The sequence below is a fragment of the Chryseobacterium sp. UF-290 genome (assembly GCF_058245615.1).
The window spans coordinates 40,541-61,023 of record NZ_JBSICB010000009.1; the positions used below are offsets into that span (position 1 = coordinate 40,541).

21 protein-coding genes are annotated in these 20,483 nt (G+C 36.9%); 4 read left to right on the forward strand and 17 right to left on the reverse strand.

Annotated elements, in window-relative coordinates; genetic code table 11:
* Positions 1 to 50: 50 nt before the first annotated feature.
* From AC4IF5_RS12075 to AC4IF5_RS12110, 8 genes are all read right to left on the reverse strand, one after another.
* Positions 51 to 722 (reverse strand): porin family protein, encoded by a 672-nt coding sequence (locus AC4IF5_RS12075; protein ID WP_490734825.1) that lies wholly within the window; start codon positions 720 to 722, stop codon positions 51 to 53.
* A gap of 16 nt (positions 723 to 738) precedes the next feature.
* The gene (gene sucD / locus AC4IF5_RS12080) at positions 739 to 1,611 is read right to left on the reverse strand and encodes a succinate--CoA ligase subunit alpha (protein ID WP_490734826.1); all 873 of its coding nucleotides are present in this window, start codon (positions 1,609 to 1,611) and stop codon (positions 739 to 741) included.
* 90 nt (positions 1,612 to 1,701) lie between these two features.
* A complete protein-coding gene (locus tag AC4IF5_RS12085; RefSeq protein ID WP_490734828.1) occupies positions 1,702 to 2,604 on the reverse strand; it encodes a UDP-3-O-(3-hydroxymyristoyl)glucosamine N-acyltransferase in 903 nt (300 codons plus the stop codon).
* Between the two features lie 70 nt (positions 2,605 to 2,674).
* On the reverse strand, positions 2,675 to 3,238 hold the full coding sequence (gene efp / locus AC4IF5_RS12090; protein ID WP_047378738.1) for an elongation factor P: 564 nt from the start codon (positions 3,236 to 3,238) through the stop codon (positions 2,675 to 2,677).
* Positions 3,239 to 3,306: 68 nt separating this feature from the next.
* A complete protein-coding gene (lpxA, locus tag AC4IF5_RS12095) occupies positions 3,307 to 4,101 on the reverse strand; it encodes an acyl-ACP--UDP-N-acetylglucosamine O-acyltransferase (protein ID WP_488837498.1) in 795 nt (264 codons plus the stop codon).
* A complete protein-coding gene (locus AC4IF5_RS12100; protein WP_490734831.1) occupies positions 4,102 to 5,499 on the reverse strand; it encodes a bifunctional UDP-3-O-[3-hydroxymyristoyl] N-acetylglucosamine deacetylase/3-hydroxyacyl-ACP dehydratase in 1,398 nt (465 codons plus the stop codon).
* A complete protein-coding gene (lpxD, locus tag AC4IF5_RS12105) occupies positions 5,492 to 6,523 on the reverse strand; it encodes a UDP-3-O-(3-hydroxymyristoyl)glucosamine N-acyltransferase (RefSeq protein ID WP_490734832.1) in 1,032 nt (343 codons plus the stop codon). Before lpxD ends, AC4IF5_RS12100 begins: the two co-directional genes overlap by 8 nt.
* A 71-nt stretch (positions 6,524 to 6,594) precedes the next feature.
* Entirely contained in the window at positions 6,595 to 7,821 is a 1,227-nt protein-coding gene (locus tag AC4IF5_RS12110; RefSeq protein ID WP_490735068.1) for an HD domain-containing protein, read from the reverse strand.
* A 265-nt stretch (positions 7,822 to 8,086) separates the two neighbouring features.
* On the opposite strand from AC4IF5_RS12110, the gene AC4IF5_RS12115 reads away from it, so the two are divergent.
* From AC4IF5_RS12115 to AC4IF5_RS12130, 4 genes are all read left to right on the forward strand, one after another.
* Positions 8,087 to 9,727, forward strand: a complete 1,641-nt coding sequence (locus AC4IF5_RS12115; protein ID WP_490734834.1) for a S41 family peptidase — start codon at positions 8,087 to 8,089, stop codon at positions 9,725 to 9,727.
* 132 nt (positions 9,728 to 9,859) lie between these two features.
* On the forward strand, positions 9,860 to 11,404 hold the full coding sequence (gene porX, locus AC4IF5_RS12120) for a T9SS response regulator signal transducer PorX (RefSeq protein WP_490734836.1): 1,545 nt from the start codon (positions 9,860 to 9,862) through the stop codon (positions 11,402 to 11,404).
* A gap of 108 nt (positions 11,405 to 11,512) precedes the next feature.
* The gene (locus AC4IF5_RS12125) at positions 11,513 to 11,803 is read left to right on the forward strand and encodes a YciI family protein (protein WP_490734838.1); all 291 of its coding nucleotides are present in this window, start codon (positions 11,513 to 11,515) and stop codon (positions 11,801 to 11,803) included.
* Complete coding sequence (locus tag AC4IF5_RS12130) at positions 11,803 to 12,567, forward strand: exodeoxyribonuclease III (RefSeq protein ID WP_490734840.1); 765 nt, start codon at positions 11,803 to 11,805, stop codon at positions 12,565 to 12,567. The genes AC4IF5_RS12125 and AC4IF5_RS12130 overlap by 1 nt, the downstream gene beginning before the upstream one ends.
* A gap of 71 nt (positions 12,568 to 12,638) precedes the next feature.
* On the opposite strand, the gene AC4IF5_RS12135 is transcribed toward AC4IF5_RS12130, so the two are convergent.
* From AC4IF5_RS12135 to AC4IF5_RS12175, 9 genes are all read right to left on the reverse strand, one after another.
* Entirely contained in the window at positions 12,639 to 13,010 is a 372-nt protein-coding gene (locus tag AC4IF5_RS12135; RefSeq protein WP_490734842.1) for a septal ring lytic transglycosylase RlpA family protein, read from the reverse strand.
* A 755-nt stretch (positions 13,011 to 13,765) separates the two neighbouring features.
* Positions 13,766 to 14,500 (reverse strand): hypothetical protein, encoded by a 735-nt coding sequence (locus AC4IF5_RS12140; protein ID WP_490734844.1) that lies wholly within the window; start codon positions 14,498 to 14,500, stop codon positions 13,766 to 13,768.
* Positions 14,501 to 14,520: 20 nt separating this feature from the next.
* Complete coding sequence (locus tag AC4IF5_RS12145; RefSeq protein WP_490734846.1) at positions 14,521 to 15,162, reverse strand: phage tail-like protein; 642 nt, start codon at positions 15,160 to 15,162, stop codon at positions 14,521 to 14,523.
* Between the two features lie 356 nt (positions 15,163 to 15,518).
* Positions 15,519 to 16,820 carry a 30S ribosomal protein S12 methylthiotransferase RimO gene (rimO, locus tag AC4IF5_RS12150; RefSeq protein WP_490734848.1) on the reverse strand — a complete coding sequence of 434 codons (1,302 nt, stop codon included), beginning with the start codon at positions 16,818 to 16,820 and terminating at the stop codon, positions 15,519 to 15,521.
* 95 nt (positions 16,821 to 16,915) lie between these two features.
* Positions 16,916 to 17,461: a dTDP-4-dehydrorhamnose 3,5-epimerase gene (gene rfbC / locus AC4IF5_RS12155; RefSeq protein ID WP_490734849.1), complete on the reverse strand. Its 546-nt coding sequence runs from the start codon at positions 17,459 to 17,461 to the stop codon at positions 16,916 to 16,918.
* Between the two features lie 15 nt (positions 17,462 to 17,476).
* Positions 17,477 to 18,046, reverse strand: a complete 570-nt coding sequence (locus tag AC4IF5_RS12160; RefSeq protein WP_490734851.1) for a sugar transferase — start codon at positions 18,044 to 18,046, stop codon at positions 17,477 to 17,479.
* A gap of 14 nt (positions 18,047 to 18,060) precedes the next feature.
* On the reverse strand, positions 18,061 to 19,194 hold the full coding sequence (locus tag AC4IF5_RS12165; RefSeq protein WP_490734853.1) for an aminotransferase class I/II-fold pyridoxal phosphate-dependent enzyme: 1,134 nt from the start codon (positions 19,192 to 19,194) through the stop codon (positions 18,061 to 18,063).
* Position 19,195: 1 nt separating this feature from the next.
* Positions 19,196 to 19,837, reverse strand: coding sequence for an acetyltransferase (locus AC4IF5_RS12170; RefSeq protein WP_490734855.1), 642 nt, complete (start codon positions 19,835 to 19,837; stop codon positions 19,196 to 19,198).
* 2 nt (positions 19,838 to 19,839) lie between these two features.
* Positions 19,840 to 20,451, reverse strand: coding sequence for a sugar transferase (locus AC4IF5_RS12175; protein ID WP_490734857.1), 612 nt, complete (start codon positions 20,449 to 20,451; stop codon positions 19,840 to 19,842).
* Between the last annotated feature and the right edge of the window lie 32 nt (positions 20,452 to 20,483).

The window sequence follows — 20,483 nt, forward strand, 5'->3', positions numbered from 1 at the left end:
ATCCCGGAAACTTTCATTTCCGGGATTTTTTATATTCTGAATAAATGATCTTATTTGAATATGTAGCTTAAGCTAAGCGCTATTACCTGCTCTGATTTTTTCTTATCAGTACCTCCTTTTTCTTTTGCAAGGTCAGGATAAGTATCTGAAAGACCGAGGTCATATTTTAAAGCTACTTCGAGTTGTCTCTTATAGCTATATCCTATTCCCAGTCCAAGTCCCCAGTTAAAGCTTTTTGCTTTTCCGCTTACTCCTGCCGGCTGCCTAGGATCCGTAACATCCGGATCATAATAAGGTCTGCTTGCAGGTGGATTTTTAACATCCTGGTTCAGCAAAAAGTTAAATCTTGGTCCTAACAATCCAAAGAATTCCGATTCAGCTTCTGAAAAGTATCCTTTAAAATAAAGAGGAACACTCAGATAGTTATTGGCATATACCGCATCATAACCATCTTTTCCTTTCGCATCTTTATCTTTCCCGGTTTCTCCTGCACCATAGTACAGTACTTCAGGTTGTATAAAGAACTGATTTGCCTTCCCTACGGGGATCAAAGCCAAAGCTCCACCTTGAAAAGTGTATCTTGGGCCAGAGGGATTATGGGCATTTGCTACTCTTGAGTAGTTTAAACCTGCTGTAAGACCGAATCTTGTGCTATTCCATTGCACCTGTGCAAAGGATAAAGCGGAAAGGGTCAAAGCTGAGGCTAATAAAAGTTTTTTCATATGGTTTGGTTTTATATTATCCTAGAACTTTTGCTACAGTAGCACCGATATCAGCCGGAGAATCTACTACGTTGATACCGTTTTCTTTCATGATCTCCATTTTGGCCTGAGCTGTATCTTCTGCACCTCCTACGATAGCACCAGCGTGTCCCATTGTTCTTCCTTTTGGAGCTGTCTGCCCGGCGATAAATCCTACAACAGGCTTAGTAGATCCGCTTGCTTTATACCATCTGGCAGCTTCAGCTTCTAATCCTCCACCGATTTCACCGATCATTACAACCGCTTCCGTTTCAGGATCGTTGATGAATAATTCTAAAGCTTCTCTTGTTGTTGTTCCGATGATCGGGTCACCACCAATACCGATTGCTGTAGAAATACCGTAACCTGCTCTTACTACCTGGTCAGCAGCTTCGTAAGTAAGGGTACCTGATTTTGAAACGATACCTACTTTCCCTTTTTTGAAAACGAAACCTGGCATAATACCAATTTTAGCTTCTTCAGAAGTAATGATTCCAGGGCAGTTCGGACCGATTAATCTACAGTCTCTGTCAGCGATATAAGATTTCACTTTTACCATATCAGCTACAGGAATACCTTCAGTAATACATACAATTACTTTGATCCCTGCTTCAGCAGCTTCCATGATAGCATCTGCAGCGAATGCCGGTGGTACGAAAATGATACTTACGTTTGCTCCTGCTTTTTCAACAGCATCAGCTACTGTGTTGAATACCGGCTTTCCCAAGTGCTCGCTTCCTCCTTTTCCTGGAGTAACACCACCTACTACATTGGTTCCGTATTCAATCATCTGGCTAGCATGGAAAGTACCTTCGTTCCCTGTAAATCCTTGTACAATTACTTTAGAATCTTTGTTTACTAAAATTGACATTTTATTGTTGTTTTAATTTATTTATTATTTTATTAATGCTCACAAATTTACTCAAATTTCTTTGATTTTGGATAAAACCTTTGGAATTGTTTATTTGAGATTTCTCAGTTTTACTTCTTTTTTCAGATAAGTTTTGAAATCTTCCGCAAACATTCCTATATAGGTTCCTTTTTCCAAGTCTCTGTTCACTCCCGTTTTTCCTAAAATTACGGATCCACTCTCGATTTTATTTCCTGAAGCGATACCCACCTGTCCCCATAAGGTAACTTCATCCCCTATTATACAGCATCCGGCAATTCCTACCTGAGAAGCGATCAGACATTTTTTCCCAATGACAGTATCATGCCCCACCTGAATCTGATTATCCAGAACTGAACCTTCACCAATGACTGTAGAATCTGTAACCCCTCTATCAATGGTACAGCCATTTCCGATCTCCACATTATTTTCGATCACAACATTTCCCACCGAGATTAAACGGTCAAAGTTTCCATTTAATTTTCTGTAATAAAAAGCATCTCCTCCCAATACGGTATTGGACTGGATGATAACATTATCTCCGATAACGGTTCTGTCACCAATCACTACATTCGGGAAAATTAAAGTGTTTTTTCCAATTTTTACATTGTTTCCGATTACTGCGGATGAATGAATTTTTGTTCCCTCCCCAATTTCGACATCATGAAGCTCTTCGGTGAAGTTGTAAATTCTTGTAAAGTGAGTATTGATCTTATTAAAATCTCTGAAAGGGTCATCAGATACCAAAAGGGCCTTGCCTTCAGGGCAGTCAACTTCTTTATCAATCAAAATAATGGTAGCGGCAGAGTTTAATGCCTTGTCATAATATTTCGGGTGATTAACGAAAACGATATCCCCCGGTTTTACCATGTGAATTTCATTGGTTCCCAATATTTCAAAGTCTTCCGGACCGATGAATTTTGAGCCTATCAGATCTGCAATCGTTTTAAGCTTTTGCGGAGAATGGAATCTCATAACAATAGATTTTCTTATAAAACAAAATTCGGACTGCTGATGCAAACCGAATTCATGTAAATTTTACTTATTATTTCACTCTTTCTAAGTAGCTGCCGTCTTCAGTGCTTACTTTAATTCTGTCTCCCGGCTCGATAAACAAAGGAACCATTACTCTTGCTCCTGTTTCAACGATAGCGTTCTTAAGAGCGTTGGTTGCTGTATTTCCTTTTACTCCCGGATCAGCTTCGATCACATCCAGATATACCGATTGTGGAAGTTCAGCGGAAAGAGGAGTTTCATCAGCTTCTTTCAAAATGATCGTTACTTCTTCACCCGCTTTCATAAACTGAGCGTTCTCGATCATTTCTTTATTGATGTATAACTGAGAGAAGTCATCATTATTCATAAAGTGAAATCCGTTCTCATCATCATAAAGATACTGGAACTTTCTTGTGATTACTTTTACTTCATCAATTTTGTGTCCTGCAGAGAAAGTATTATCAATTACTTTACCGTTGGTTACTGATTTTAGTTTTGTTCTTACGAAAGCAGGTCCTTTCCCTGGTTTCACGTGAAGAAACTCGATTACTTTAAAAATATCATTGCTATACTCGATGCAAAGACCTTTTCTGATATCGTTACTTGTTGCCATTAATATATATTATCTTTTTTTACTTAATCTTTTAGGCTATCGGCAATTTGCTTTTTAGCTTCGTTTTATTAGTTGCTGTCTTTACCTGTTCCGTATCCTTTTACAATACCTCTCGGTGAATTTTGGATAAATTGAAGGATTTCATCTCTCTCGGCTGTTGGAAGCATTTCCTTTTCAATATGAGAGATTGCCTGGGAAACATTCATTTTCATCTGGAAGATCGCTCTGTAGATTTTCTGGATTTCAAAGATTTTTTCATTGGTAAATCCTCTTCTTCTCAATCCTACGGAATTGATCCCTGCATAAGACATCGGTTCTCTTGCTACTTTTACGTAAGGCGGAATATCTTTTCTTACCAAAGTTCCTCCGGAAATCATTACATGCTTCCCGATCTTACCAAATTGGTGAACAGCCGATAAGCCTCCCATTACAGTATAGTCTCCAATCTCAACATGGCCTGCAATACCACACCCGTTTACAATGATCACATGATCTCCGATCACACAGTCATGTGCAATATGTGAAGTAGCCATAATAAGGCAGTTTGCTCCTATTTTAGTATATCCAAGAGCTTTTGTTCCTCTGTTTACAGTAACACATTCTCTGATTGTAGTATCATCACCAATGATCACCTGAGTATCTTCACCGTCAAATTTCAGATCCTGAGGGATTGCAGATATTACAGTTCCAGGAAAAATCCTACAGTTTTTACCTATTCTTGCACCATCCATGATGGTAACGTTTGGACCGATCCATGTTCCTTCTCCGATTTCTACGTCCCCTGCAATTGTAGTAAAAGGTTCTACAATTACATTTTTGCTGATTTTCGCACGTTTATCTACGGCTGCTAATTGATGAATCATTTAATCAACTTTATTTTTTGCAACTTGAGCCATCAGCTCTGCTTCTACTGCCACTGCATCTCCTACATATCCATACCCCTGCATGTGAACGATACCTCTTCTGATCGGCTCTATCAATTCAATTTTGAAAATAATAGTATCTCCCGGAACTACTTTTCTCTTGAACTTTACTTTATCAATTTTAATAAAATAAGTAGAATAGTTTTCAGGATCCGGAACACTTGCCAATACCAGGATACCTCCGGTCTGCGCAAGAGCTTCTACCTGAAGAACTCCAGGCATCACAGGCTCTTTAGGGAAATGTCCAACGAAGAACGGTTCATTCATAGTAACGTTTTTCAACCCTACTACATGAGAGTCTGAAAGTTCAAGAACTTTATCAATCAGTAAGAACGGTGGTCTGTGAGGCATAAGCTTCATGATTCCGTTGATATCGAATACCGGCTCTCTGGTCAGGTCAAAATCCGGAACATTTTTCTTTTTCTGCAGCTTCCACTGACGGTTCAGCTTTTTTGCAAACTGAGTGTTTACATAATGTCCGGGTTTGTTGGCAATCACTTTACCTTTTATTTTCACTCCTGCTAAAGCTAAATCACCGACTACATCAAGTAATTTGTGTCTTGCAGCTTCGTTAGGATAGTTTAGGTTAAGATTATCAAGAATACCGTTTGGTCTGATAGACACATTGTCTTTACCGAAGGCTTTCTTTAGTTTTTCTGTTGTTTCAGGAGTAAGATCTTTGTCTACGTACACGATGGCATTGGAGATATCACCTCCTTTGATCAATCCGTGGTCCAAAAGCATTTCCAATTCGTGCAAAAAGCTAAATGTTCTTGCAGAAGAGATCTCATCTTTAAATTCTGAAATATTTTTAAGAGTGGCATTTTGAGTACCTAAAACTTTGGTCCCGAAATCTACCATCGTTGTTACTTCGTAAGTATCTGAAGGGATAATCGTGATTTCCGAACCGGTAGCGGGATCGCTGTAGGTAAGAACTTCTTTCACTACCAAATATTCTCTGGCAATATTCTGATCTACGACACCAACGCTTTCAATCGCTTCAACAAAGTATTTTGAAGATCCGTCCAAAATAGGCGGCTCGGAAGCGTCCATTTCTAAAACCGCATTATCGATATCACAACCTACCAGGGCTGCTAAAAGATGTTCGCAAGTGGTAATTTTTACCCCTAATTTTTCTAATGTCGTTCCTCTCTCTGTCGCTACAACATAATTTACATCTGCTTCTACCTGAGGATGTCCCTCCAAGTCCGTTCTTACAAATACAAAGCCTGTGTTTTCTTTAGCAGGTTTAATGGTAAGTTTTACTTCTTTACCTGTGTGAAGTCCAATTCCAGAAAGAGTTACCTCTTCCTGAAGCGTTTTTTGCATATCACTCATTAGTATTATCTTTTGAGTTATTCTCAAGATTATTTATTCTGTTTACTATTTCAGTGAAATTTCTGAAATGAACATAGCTTCTCAAATAGTCATTGTAGCTGATGGCTGGTGAACCGTATAATGTTTCTTTATCGTTGACGCTTGAATTCACACCACTCTGAGCCTGAATTTTCACCTGGTTTCCGATCTTAATATGTCCAACCACTCCTACCTGACCTCCTATCTGGTTCCAGTCACCAATGGTGGTAGACCCTGCAATTCCGGCCTGTGCCGCAATGACATTGTTCTGACCGATTTTCACATTGTGGGCGATCTGAATCAGGTTATCGATCTTTGTTCCTTTTCCAATGATCGTAGAGCCTATCGTAGCTCTGTCGATACTACAGTTTGAACCGATTTCAACATCATCTTCAATAATAACGTTTCCAAGCTGTGGAATCTTTTTGAATCCCTCAGCTGTCGGCTGAAACCCAAAGCCGTCGCCTCCTATTACGGTATTGGAGTGAATCACACAATTATCCCCAATGATACAGTAATCGTAAATCCTGGCACCACTGTCTATTTTACAGTTTTTACCGATTTTTACGCCTTTTCCTATATACACATGCGGATAGATCTGTGATCCCTCACCGATTTTAGCTTTTTCAGAAACATAGGTAAATGCTCCGATATAGGCCCCATCACCTATTACAGCTGTATCATGGATGGAAGAGCCATCTTCAATACCTTCTTTTCTTCCTCTCATTTCCTGGTACAAATTCATCAGTACCTGGAAAGAAAGATAGGCATCTTTTACAACGATTAAGGTAGGGATATAATTATTTCTGTCCAAAAGTTTTTCCGAAACGATGATAACAGAGCATTTTGAGGTATCTAAAAAATGAGAAAACCGATCTTGTGCTATAAAAGAAAGATGTCCTGATTCTCCATTTTCAATTGGAGAAACCCCTGTAATAAGCGCATTCTCGTCACCTATTATTTTTCCGTCAATAAAACTTGCAATTTGCGAAGCTGTAAATTCCATATTCTGCAAAGATAAGAAATTCTATAATTTGCAAACATTTTTTGATTTCAGATCGTAAATTTTAAGATTATTTAAGAGTCCAGTGTGGAGATATCTCTCGGAAACATAAGGATATAACGTGTTGTCTTATTCACCATTAGCCCTGATAAAAGTTGATCTTCCGACTCATGAAGCTTCATTCTTTTACCGTTTTTCTGCAATAAATAAATCGGTTGTTTTTCTGTATCGTAAGGTAAAAGGTTTCTTTTTATCTCACATACGAGTTCCTGACCATTATCAATTCTGAAAAATTCATTGGTATTTTTCACTTTTTCATCAATTATTTCTTTTTCAAAAGGATGTGATGAAATGATCGTTTTAGGCAGATTTCGCTGAATTACAGATTGACACCAATATGACAGAACAAAATCTTCCGAATTTTGCCATTCTTTCATCGCCTGGATCACATCATTATCATCAAGCCGGGTAAATCTTTCCACATCTTCGTCTGTAGCAGCACTTTTCCCACGGTACAAAAAATATTTCAGGTTATCTGTCGCAGGAAGCTCTGTTCCCTGAGAAATCAGATATTTGGCCCTTTCCAGGATCTTTACCAGAAGAAATTCAGCCAAAGCGGATGTTTTGTGGTAATAAACCTGCCAGTACATGAACATTCTCGCCGTCAGGAAATTTTCAATGGAATAAATTCCTTTGGCATCAATGACCAGTTCTCCTTCTTCACATACATTCATCATGGAAATAATCCTTTGTGTATTAATATTCCCTTCTGATACTCCTGTAAAGAAGCTGTCTCTCTTCAGATAATCCAGTCTGTCAACATCCAATTGTGATGAAATCAGCTGATTGAAAAATTTTCTGTGATACCTTCCCTGGAACATTTCTATAGCCATGGATAATTGTCCGTCAAATTCCTCATTCAGTTTATTCATCAGCAACAGGGAAAGCTTTTCATGATGCCAGTCATCCATCAGCATACTTTCCAGTGCATGGGAAAACGGACCATGACCAATATCATGCATCAAAATCGCCAACATCGCCCCTTTTTCTTCTTCTTCAGAAATTTTCACCCCTTTCTGCTTCAAAGTTTCCAAAGCTGTAAACATCAGGTGCATAGCTCCTAAGGCATGATGAAATCTCGTATGGGTAGCTCCCGGAAAGATCAGGTTCAAAAGCCCGGTCTGCCCTATTCTTCTTAATCTCTGGAAATAGGGATGCTCAATGATATCAAATAAAATTTCGTGTGGAATCCTGATAAATCCGTGAACGGGATCGTTGATGATTTTTAGCTTATTCTGCATTGAAACGTCAATATTAGTAAACAAAGTTAGGGATTTTAAATTTGAGGTTTTTATTAAATTATTATTAAACAACAGAGAAGGCTGAAAGCCGGGAGAGGGAAATTACGGACTGTGGTCAATAATTGCTTTATCCAGGATTACTCCTGGATTTAATGGTAATTATTAAATCTCGGTAATTTCAAGTATTCTCCTCTTTTTAATATTCTTCAAAAACCATTGCGGCTGTTATTTTAAAAATTTATCTTTGAAAGAAACACGATAGCCTTTGAGAAAGCACTCTCTTTTCATTGTATTCTTTTTAAGTTTAAGTTTTCCAGCCCAGATCTTATCTGACACACAAAAGCTTGAATCCCTTTGCCGGGTTTGGGGGTTTCTTAAATACTATCATCCCAATGTAGCAAAGGGAAATATGGATTGGGACGGACAGCTGCTCCGGAAAATTGATGAACTTGAAAATATTGATAATAAGGCCGCTTTAAATACTTTATATTCCGGATGGATCGAAAGTCTGGGAAAAATTGAAACCTGTAAAGAATGTTCAAAAAAAGAAAATAAAACGTATTTCTTAAAAAACTTTGACCTTAGCTGGATTGACAATTCTGATGTATTCAGTAAAGATACTTCACAAAAGCTTCGCCATATTGAAAACAACAGAAATACCGGAAGCCATTATTATTTCGGCATAGGCAACAGAAAAATATATTTCCGGAATGAAAAGTCATATGGCTCCAAATTTACATCTAAAGCTACCGGACTCCTGGAACTATTCAGATATTGGAATTATATAGAATACTTTTTTCCTTATAAGTATGAAACAGATCAGAACTGGAACGATGTTCTTCCAGAAATGCTTCAGAAAATCCTTATGGTGGACAGTGATGAAAGTTACCATCTGGCCCTGGCTGAACTGGTTGCAAAAACCGATGACTCACATGCTTATCTTTATTCAAGACACATCAGCCGTAATCTTTATGGAGGCAGAAAAGTTCCTGTAGAATATTCCTATGCAGAAGGAAAGCTGGTCGTTACAAAGGTAAATTCCAACCGTTTCAATGAGAAAAGTCCGCTGGACATTGGAGATGTTATTTATGACATTGAAGGAAAAACCATTCCGCAAATGGTCAATAATTTCGGAAAATATATTCCTGCATCCAATTCCTGGGGGAAAATATACAAAGTGAGAAATAATTTCCTTTTAAGCCATAAGGATTCTCTTACTGTAAGGGTTGAAAGGAACGGGCAAAATGTAACCGTAACTGCAAAAACCTATTTTGCAAAAGATATTATCCGTGAAAAAAGCACCACTCCTGAAAAATGGAAATTTATTGATCCTGAAAAGAAAACCGGCTATGTCAATATGGAAATTATAGAAAAAGAGGATCTGAACGAAATGTACAGAGATTTAAAGTCCACTCAGTCTATTATTTTTGATCTCAGGAATTATCCCAAACAGACCATTCATCCTTTAAGCATACTTTTATTGCCGGAATCTACCCCCTATTATCTGTTTACTTATCCGGAAACCAATTATCCCGGCAAATTTTATGGACGCATAAACAGTATTGGAAAGAAAAACCCGGAATACTATAAAGGCAATGTCATCGTTTTAGTAAATGAAAGTACACAGAGCCAGGCAGAGACCACCGCAATGATGTTCAAACAGCATCCGAAAGCCAAGATTATCGGCAGTAATACTTCCGGAGCCAATGGAAATGTCATTGCTTTTAAGATTGCAGATCTCGACACCCGTTTTAGCGGGCTCGGCGCTTATTATCCTGACGGCAGAGAAACACAGCGAATCGGGATCGTTCCTGACATCCTTGTAAAGCCCACTGTAGAAGGAATCAGAGAAGGAAAAGATGAAGTTCTGGAAAGGGCATTGAAGTATATAAAAAACAATAACTGAATGCTACAGGAAACGGATCTACCGAAGGGTATTTCCATTTAACTAATATTTAACTTTTAATCTTTCGATTTTGTGAGATTTTAGAAGGATTTGGTCAACATTTTGATACAATAACCATGTAAAAAATAAATTATGTCAGAAAAGATATTATGGATCGATGATGAAATAGATTTACTTAAACCTCATATCGTGTTTTTGGAAAAGAAGGGTTACCAGGTAACCCCTGTCAATAATGTGAATGAGGCTTTGGAACTAATGGACTCAGAGAAGTTTGCTTTAACGCTAATTGATGAAAATATGCCGGGTATCTCCGGGCTGGAAGCAATTCCTATGATCAAGGAAAAGGACAATGCTCTCAAAATTGTCATGGTCACCAAAAGTGAGGAGGAGCATATTATGGAAGAGGCCATCGGTTCCCAGATCGCCGATTACATTCTTAAGCCTGTAAATCCTAATCAGATATTGCTTTCTCTAAAGAAAAACCTTCAGCAGGATAATCTGGTGGAACAGAAAACGATCCTGCAATACCAACAGGAGTTCAGAAACCTTTCTATGGAACTGTCTTACCTGAGAACCTATCAGGATTGGGCTGAATACTATAAAAAGATCCTTAGCTGGGAAATCAAGTTTGATAAGGTTGCGGATAATGAATTTGCCGATCTTTTACAGTCGCAGAAAGAAGAAGCCAATATTCAGTTTGCCAAGTTTATTGAAAAAAATTACGAAGACTGGCTTACCGACTCAGATAAGCCTATGATGAGCCACACGCTTTTCAAAGAAAAGGTAAAGCCTGAAGTTGAAAAGGAGAAAGTTCTTCTATTAATGGTTGACAACCTACGTTATGATCAGTGGAAAGTTATCGAACCATTATTTACAAAATATTACAATAAGATATCGGAAGATTATTACTACAGTATCCTTCCTACTGCTACCCAATATGCAAGGAATTCCTTTTTCGCCGGTTTAATGCCGTCTGAGATCGAGAAACGTTTCCCTGATAAATGGTTCAATGATAATGAGGAAGGAAACAAGAATGAATTTGAACGTGACTTTCTGGAAGACCAGATGAAGAGAATTGGTCTGGGATCAAAATCTATGAAATACCTGAAAGTGCTGAACGCTGATTTTGAAAGAAAGATCTATGATGATTTCAATCAGCATAAAAACAATGATCTGTTGGTCATTGTATATAACTTTATTGATATTCTTTCTCACGCCAAGACCGATAACCATATTGTAGATCAGCTCATCCGCGATGATAAGACTTTCCGCTCACTGACCCTCAACTGGTTTGAAAATTCCTCATTATTGAAGATCATTAAAGCTGCTGCTGAAAGCGGATACAAACTGGTGATCACAACAGATCATGGAACGGTATACGTTAAAAAGCCAAGCAAAGTGGTAGGTGACCGGGAAACCTCTACTAACATCCGATACAAAACAGGTAAAAGTTTAACATATGATGACAGTGATGTATGGGCTATTACCAATCCTGAAAAACTGTTCCTTCCCAAAGGGAATTTAAGTTCTAAATATATTTTTGCCAAAAACAATATATTTCTGGCCTATCCTAAGAACTACAATCATTTTGTAAATTACTATAAAGAAACCTACCAACATGGAGGAATTTCACTGGAAGAATGTATCATTCCTATCAGTATTTTAGAACCCAAGTAGTTTTTTCATAGTTTATGTAATTTGGGGTCTAAGCGGAAAAAATCAATTGATTTTTTCCGCTTCTTTTTTATAGTCTGTAAGAGTTTATATCTTCGTAAAAAATACATTATGTTTATTATTTCACTTACCTATAAGACTTCTCTTGAAAATGTGGAACGGCATATTCCCCAACATACTATTTTTCTTCAGAAACATTACGAGGAAGGAAAGTTTATTGCCTCAGGGAGAAAAGAGCCCAGAACCGGAGGAATTATTATAGCAAATGCAGGGTCTAAAAATGAGCTTGAGCAGATTATCAGTGAAGATCCGTTTTATATTCATCACATCGCCGATTATGAGATCACCGAATTCATTCCATCGAAATACAACGAAAACTTTAAATTCTTTATAAAAGACTAATGAAATTAATCACCTACAATGTCAACGGAATCCGAGCCGCATTTACCAAGGATTTTCTGGGCTGGCTGAAGACTGCCGATCCGGATATTATCTGTATTCAGGAGAGCAAGGCCGGAAACGATCAGATAGATATCGAAAGCCTTGAAAAATTAGGATATCACAGCTATTGGCATTCAGCAGTAAGAAAAGGCTACAGCGGGGTCGGAATTGCCTCAAAAGTAAAGCCCAATCATGTGGAATATGGCTGTGGTATTGAAAGCTATGATAATGAGGGCAGGATCATCCGTGCCGATTTTGACGGATATTCAGCAATATCTGTTTATGTTCCGTCTGCATCCAATATTGAAAGGCTGGACTTTAAAATGCAGTTCTGTCATGATTTTCTGGAGTATATCAAAAGTTTAAAAAAGGAAATTCCAAACCTCATCATATCGGGAGACTTCAATATCTGTCACGAGGCTATTGATATTCATGATCCTGTCCGCTTAAAGAATGTTTCGGGATTTCTTCCTATGGAAAGGGAGTGGATGACCGATTTCATTAATGAATGTGAACTGATCGACAGCTTCAGATTCTTCAACAGTGATCCTGATAATTATACATGGTGGAGCTACCGGCAAAATTCCAGGGCTAAAAACAAAGGATGGAGACTCGATTATAATTTCACGTCTTACAGCTTAAAGGATAAGCTCAGCAGGGCTGTTATTTTAAAAGAAGCTGTACATTCTGACCATTGTCCTGCCCTGTTGGAATTAGACGTATAATAATATATAAGGTATATCCCTAAGCAAAAAGCCAGCTGAATCAGCTGGCTTTTTTAATTTAAATCATAAATTTAATCGACAATTTCATATTCCACCGGAATTGTACCATGACTGATATTTCCGATTTCATCGAACGCTGCTTTAGACATATCTAAAGATCTTGATGAATGGTAAGGTCCTCTGTCATTAATTCTCACTATTACTTCTTTACCATTTTTAAGGTTCGTTACCTTAACGTTTGTTCCAAATGGAAGCGTTCTGTTTGCTGCAGTAAACTTTGAGTTATCAAAGATTTCTCCGCTGGCGGTTTTTCTACCGTTAAATTTATCGTGGTAGTACGATGCATAACTTGTTTTTTTCGCATCTAAGGCATTCGCTGTAAAAGAGTAAATACCTAGGGTTGAAATCATCATTATGATTACGAGAATGAATCTTTTCATCATTTTGAACTTTTATTGGTTTTGACAGGGCAAAAGTATCAGGAATCTCATTAAGTCCCTATTCAATATGTTAAAAAACGTTAATAAAAACCAAAACATATCTTAAGTAACCCTGTAATCTCCTATGGATAGGGAGTTTAAAAGCTATTGTTAAAAAATGTTAAAAAAAGACCATAAAAGTTAATATAATTAACTAATTTGTGCATAATTTAAAAAATTACAAAATGTAATAATTTAAAAATCAACAAGTTATAAAATTATAAAATTTCATTTTTTGTTATAAGGAGTTCTATTATTGAATACAATTTTTTAAGAACCTAAACCTGAGTAAAGTATCTGGCAGAAGATGTTTAAAACTAAAAGAACAGGTTTTATAAATCCATTTTAACAGCAATTCAGATCCTGAAATGTATACTTAATTGAATGATCTTACCTATTTAGTCTATATAACAGAAATTTTTATAAAAGCATACTCTAAACAGATCCGGTTTTGAAGTGGCTGCAACATGTGTAAAGGGCTCAACAAAATATGAAACTCATCAACTGCCTATCTTATCCTGAAGCCAAGACTTACATAAGTTTAAATTTTTGTTTACTTACTTCTTTCTACAGACCTCTTACAATCTTCAGATCTATCCACAAGGCTTTAAAAGCCTTTAAAATCTTTCTTGCCGGACAATTAATAATATTGTTAAAAATAAAAAACCAATGAGATTACTCATTGGTTTAATATGTAATTAAATAAAGTTCTTTTATTTTTATTTTATATATTCTAATACGTAATCATAAGTATCGGCAGGATACACTACAGACATACTTGGCGAGCCAGTAACAGCATTATTTGTAGCACCAATGTTATAAGAATAAAGATCTCTTGAATAAACTACTTTATTTCCTGTACCTGAAGTTTTATAGATTGTAATACCATATAATGAAGTCATATCTGCCGGAGAAGGAATACTAACAGTGGTAGATGTACCAGTTGTAGTGAAAGTTCCTTTGATCGCATAAACCTGCTTATCAACACCTGGACTAACATTTATAAGGGTATTTGTTGTTGTTTCAGTAGTTCCTATTGTTACTTTAGGAGAAGCTCCTCCTATTGGAACCCATCTACCGTTAGTAATACTACCTGGATTCCCTGGATTAGAAAAATAATAAAATCCCGGAGCAACAGCTGTTGTTACACCCTGACCAGCTGCCGTATTACCTGTAGCTGTATTATACACTACCATACCATCAAAGTCAGAAACAATTACCGTATTATCCATTGGAGAAGTATCAAAGGTAAAAGTAGTCAAATTTGTTCTAGGAAACCCTAAACCTCTACCATAGCTTTGGTTTGCTAATCCTTCAAAATTACTACCATCCATGAAATAGTTTGTATTATTTAAAGCTGAGGTAACATTTCCGTTGCTTATAATTTGAGCATTAACGGTTGTACCAAGGAACAATAACGCACCGCCTGCTATAGTTAAGAAAATATTTTTCATTTTAATTTATGTTTTATATATTAATTTCTACCTGAAACAAGATACCAATTTGTACCGTTGCTATAAATCTGTATAGCAGCAATTCCCGTAAGAGAATTCATACCTTTAGGAGTAGCAACACCATCGGTACCAGCAAACTGTAAAGTACCTCCTGTTTGGTTTCTTACATAAATTGTTCTTCCGTTATAAGCTGTAGGAGCCGGTAAAGAAAGTTGTGTTCCACTGGTAAATTCCCAATAATCAAAATTAGAGTTAGTCCAGTCATAAGCAGTAGAAGCAGCTTGTGATAAATTCACTCTAAATGGAGTTGCCGGAGCTGCTCCTCCCCCTAATGCTTTCCATTCTGAATTTGGAGCATCATAGTAGTAAAAACCAACTGCAGTAACGTTGGTGGTCTTAGCAGTTGCAGTACCATCAATCGTTGTAACGAAAGTAAGAGCTCCATTTTGTTCTGCCACATAGGCATTGTCTTTAGCTATTAGCTGGGCTCTTGTCAAACGAGGGACCAATACAGCATCAGGTCTTGCATTATCTGTAGTATTGGCTACTACATCTAAAGTTGCGGCAGGTGTGGTTGTGTTAATCCCCACTCGCCCTTGCTGAGCCTTGGAAACTGCCGAAAGGCAAACAAGCATAGTTGTTGTTAATAAAAATTTTTTCATAAGTTTTTAAAGATTTTAATTACATTATTTTTCATCAATACTCCCATAGGGAGGATGCATCTCAACTTGTGATTATCATCATAAAGCTAATATAAACAAAAAAATACACATTCTTACAAATAACTTATTGAAAGTATATGATTTAATCAATATTGCTTATGCCGCAAATTTAAGACATAATTTTTGAATTTATATACTTTATGAAAGAAATTTAAAAATTCTTAATACTAGAAAACAATAAACAACTGATAATCAATGGTATAAAATTATTTAACATAAAAATATTTATGTTAAATCACATTAATTTCTTATTCATTGAATAATTTTTCCTAATTGATTTATAGCTATTTAGCTTTTTAAATTAATTCCCCATAGAGGTCAAATTCCTCAGCTGATGTAATCTTTACATCAGCGAATTCTCCTATAGAAATATAGGTATCTTCAGCTGAAACCAAAACCGTATTATCTACATCCGGAGAGTCATATTCTGTTCTTCCGATAAAATAATTTCCTTCTTTACGGTCAAAGATACATCTGAATGTTTTCCCTACTTTTTCCTGGTTCTTTTCCCATGAAATCTGTGACTGTAGTTCCATAATCTCTTCTACCCTCGCCTCTTTTACTTCCTGTGGGATATCATCTTCCAGGACATAGGCTGTCGTATTCTCTTCATGAGAATAGGTAAAGCATCCCAATCTGTCAAATTTCTGCTCTCTTACCCAGTCTTTAAGTTCCTGGAATCTTTCTTCAGTTTCACCGGGATACCCTACAATAAGAGTTGTTCTGATCGCCATGTCAGGAACCTTTTCTCTGAATTTTCCTAACAGGGCATCTGTTTTCTCATGCGTAGTTCCTCTTTTCATTGATTTCAGCAAATCAGAATTGATGTGCTGTAAAGGAATATCTATATAATTACACACTTTAGGTTCTTCAAGGATAATGTCCAGAACATCTTCAGGGAAACCACTTGGGAAGGCATAATGAAGGCGGATCCACTCCACTCCTTCTACTTTTACAAGCTCTTTCAAAAGATCACCCAACGCTCTTTTTTTATAAAGGTCTAATCCGTAATAAGTAAGGTCCTGTGCAATAAGAATCAATTCTTTTGTTCCTTTTTTCGCCAGTTTCTGAGCTTCAGAAACCAGTTTTTCGATAGGTGTTGAAATGTGGCCCCCTCTCATCAAAGGAATAGCACAGAAAGAACATGGCCTGTCACAGCCTTCTGAAATTTTCAGGTATGCGTAATGCTTCGGAGTTGTCGTAAGTCTTTCTCCTACCAGCTCGTGCTTATAGTCAGCCCCAAGGTGTTTTAACAGTATCGGAAGGTCTCTTGTTCCGAAGTATTGATCAACATCCGGAATTTCCTTTACCAGATCCGGCTTATATCTTTCTGAAAGACATCCTGTAACAAATACTTTTTCTACTTCTCCTCTGTTTTTAGCTTCCACATAATCAAGGATGGTATTGATAGATTCTTCTTTAGCATTATCAATAAATCCACAGGTATTAATAACCACAATGTCCCCACGATCTTCGTGAACCACTTCTTTCCCATTGGCTTTCAGCTGGCTCATTAATACTTCAGAATCATATACATTCTTGGAACATCCAAGAGTGACTACATTGATTTTCTTCTTCCCTACAGATTTTGTACGCATCTTTTTGATTTTGAGTCTGCAAAGATACAAAATATTGAAGAGTTAATATTAAAAAATAAAAACCACTTTTCTAAAGTGGTTTTCAGGGAGATCTTTTAAAAGTTTCTTTCTTTGAAGCCTGGGGCATTCTTATCTTTATCAGAAAGGACAGCATCTTTTTCGTCAATCTTCCAGTCTATAGCAAGATCCGGGTCATTGAATTTCACACCGCCTTCTGACTCTTTGTTGTAAAAGTTATCACATTTATAAGAAAATACAGCATGGGTACTCAATACAGAAAATCCATGGCCAAAACCTCTTGGCACGTACAGCTGTAATTTATTTTCTGCAGTAAGTTCAATTCCGAACCATTTCCCAAATGTAGGAGAATCTTCTCTAAGATCTACCGCAACGTCCCACACACTTCCTTCAAGACATGACACAAGCTTTGCCTGGGCATGTTCTCCTTTCTGAAGGTGGAGACCTCTCAATACTCCATAAGAAGATTTGGAAATATTATCCTGTACGAAATGTCCGTTCATTCCGGTAAGTTCTTCAAATCTTTTTTCGTTGAATTTTTCAAAGAAATAACCTCTTTCGTCTTCAAAAACGGTGGGTTCTATGATGTAGCAATCTTTAAGCGGGGTTTCTTTAATTTTCATGATGGTAAGAAAATTCTATTTCAATAGGGTTATTAATGTTTTAAACAAAATTTTAGTATCATTTCTGAAAGATATATTTTCTAAATAATCCAGATTCATTTTTACTTTATGGGGAAATACTATTTCATCATTATACTTTAATGGATCTTTCTGGTCTTTCAGGAGATTTTCTTCATTTCTATATTGTATGCTTGCTTCACAGGTGAGTCCCGGCTTCAGTTCCAAAACCTTTCTTTCCGCTCCTGTAAGTTTATCATAATATCCTTCTATATCAGGCCTGGGGCCTACAAAGCTCATTTCACCTTTCAGAATATTAAACAATTGAGGAAGCTCATCCAATTTAAACTTTCTGAGCGTCTGCCCGATCCTGGAACAGGTCCTTTTTTCCTCATGAATTGTTTTAAATTTAAAAATAGTAAAAGGTTTTCCGTACTGTCCTATTCTTTTCTGGAAAAAAATGCCGTTGGAAGAGGTGTCGAAGCTTGCGATAATAAACAGAATGATCAGTAACGGTATCAGGAAAATGGTCAATATTACCGCAAAGATAAAGTCAAGCACAACTTTCCAATATGTATACCGATTCATCAAATCCAAAGATATTAAATTCCAAAATAATTATGGATTACATTTGCAATTCTGCTTCTGTCTTCATCTGACAAATTGGAACCTGAAGGCAGGCACAATCCGTTATCAAAAAGTTTTTCGGAAATATTTCCTCCGTAATACGGAGCATTTTCAAAAACCGGCTGTAAATGCATTGGTTTCCAAAGCGGCCTTGATTCTATATTATCTTCTAAAAAAGCAAGTCTTAAGCCTTCTCTTTCTTTTCCTGTATCAGGATCAATGATTATGGCTGATAACCAATGATTGGAATAGAAGTCACCTCCCGGCTCTGAAAATACGGTCACTCCTTCAACATTTTTAAAAATCTCAAGATAGAAATCATGCATGGCTCTACGGGCTGCAATTCTGTCTTTAAGAACTTCCATCTGCCCTCTCCCAATACCTGCTACGATATTACTCATTCTGTAATTGAAGCCAATATGCGAATGCTGATAATGAGGGGCATTATCTCTTGCCTGCGTTGAAAGAAAAACAGTTTTATCCTTATCTTCCTGAGTATGGCAAACTAAAGCTCCTCCTCCTGAAGTAGTAATAATTTTGTTTCCATTAAAGCTTAAGACTCCAAAGCGTCCGAATGTCCCACAGGCCTGTCCTTTGTAAGTAGAGCCAAGAGCTTCGGCTGCATCTTCTATTACCGGGATCTGATATTCTGCAGCAACGGCAATAATTTCATCCATTTTTGCAGGCATACCATATAAGTGAACCACAATAATTGCTTTAGGCTTTGTTCCTTTTTGTATTCTGTCTTCAATGGCACCTTTCAGAGCTTTCGGGCACATATTCCATGTATCCGGCTCACTGTCTATAAAAACAGGAGTTGCTCCGCAATAGGCAATAGGATTGGCTGAAGCGGAAAATGTCATCGACTGGCAGATCACCTCATCTCCATGCTGTACTCCGCATTCAATAAGAGCAAGATGCAATGCTGCTGTTCCTGCGGAAAGCACAGCTACTTTTGTATTTTCACCTAGAAACTGCTCCAGGTCATCTTCAAATCCATTCACATTAGGCCCCAATGGTGCCACCCAGTTCTCTGCAAACGCTTCGTTGATATATTTTAATTCATTGCCTCCCATATGCGGGGATGACAACCAGATTTTCTGTTCCATATTATTCATGAAATTTTATAGGTTTTGCAGGAATTCCAACTGCTGTACAATTTGCAGGTAAACTTTTATAAACTACAGCTCCTGCCCCAACAATAGTATTTTCGCCAATCTCAAGAAGGTTTATTATTTTCGCTCCTGTTCCTACATATACAGAGTCATTTACAATTACTTCACCTGAGATATTTACTGTAGGCATAAATGAGCAGTAATTCTTTATCGTTGTATCGTGCCCTACCGTACAGGAAAGATTAAGAATAACAAAATCTTCGATTTCAATATCAACCGTAATAATAACACCGGCACAAATAATATTCCCTTTCCCTATTCTTGTATTATCTTCTCCGATAATGACTGACGGATGTATTAAAGTCGGATACTCAATATGGTGATTATTTATTCCCTGAATGATCTTTTTCTTTGTTTTGGGGTCTCCTATAGCTACTGCAATACATAAAGGAAAGTCTACTTCATTTATTTTTTCGATCTTTCCTAAATAAGCAACTCCGTTGATATTATGATCATAAGGCTTGTCATCATAAAAACCCAGAATTTCATACTGTTTTTCTTTTTGGTTGATATGATCGATCAGCATTTTTACCTCACGTCCAAATCCTCCTGCTCCAATAATTGCTATTTTTTTCATATTTAAATATTTCTATTTCCTTTAAACGGTTCCATCGTTGCTTGTCCTTCTTGTGAAATACCTTCTCTGATAAATACTTTTTTTACTGTTAAAAATAAAATTTTCACATCTAAGATAAATGATAAATTATCAACGTACCAAACGTCGTAGTCAAATTTTTGATCCCACGAGATAGCATTCCTTCCATTGATTTGTGCCCAGCCAGTAATTCCCGGTCTCACTTCGTGCCTTCTTGCCTGATGTTCATTATACAATGGTAAGTACTGAACCAAAAGAGGTCTCGGCCCAATAAGTGACATATCTCCTTTTAAAACATTGATCAACTGCGGGATTTCATCCAGAGATGTTTTACGAACAAATGCTCCCATTGCTGTCAATCTTTCCGCATCTGATAACAGGTTTCCATTTGGATCCTTTTTATCATTCATGGTCTTAAACTTTATAATTTTAAATATCTTTCCATTTTTCCCAGGTCTTAATTGGAAGAAAAAAGGTTTACCATTATTGGAAATTAGCAACCCCAACATCACAATAAGAAAAATGGGAAGCAGAAAAATAATCCCCGTGAGAGAAAATATAAAGTCAAAGATTCTCTTTAAATAATTTTTATACATTTTTAAAAGTTAGAATGGGTTTATTACTTCTA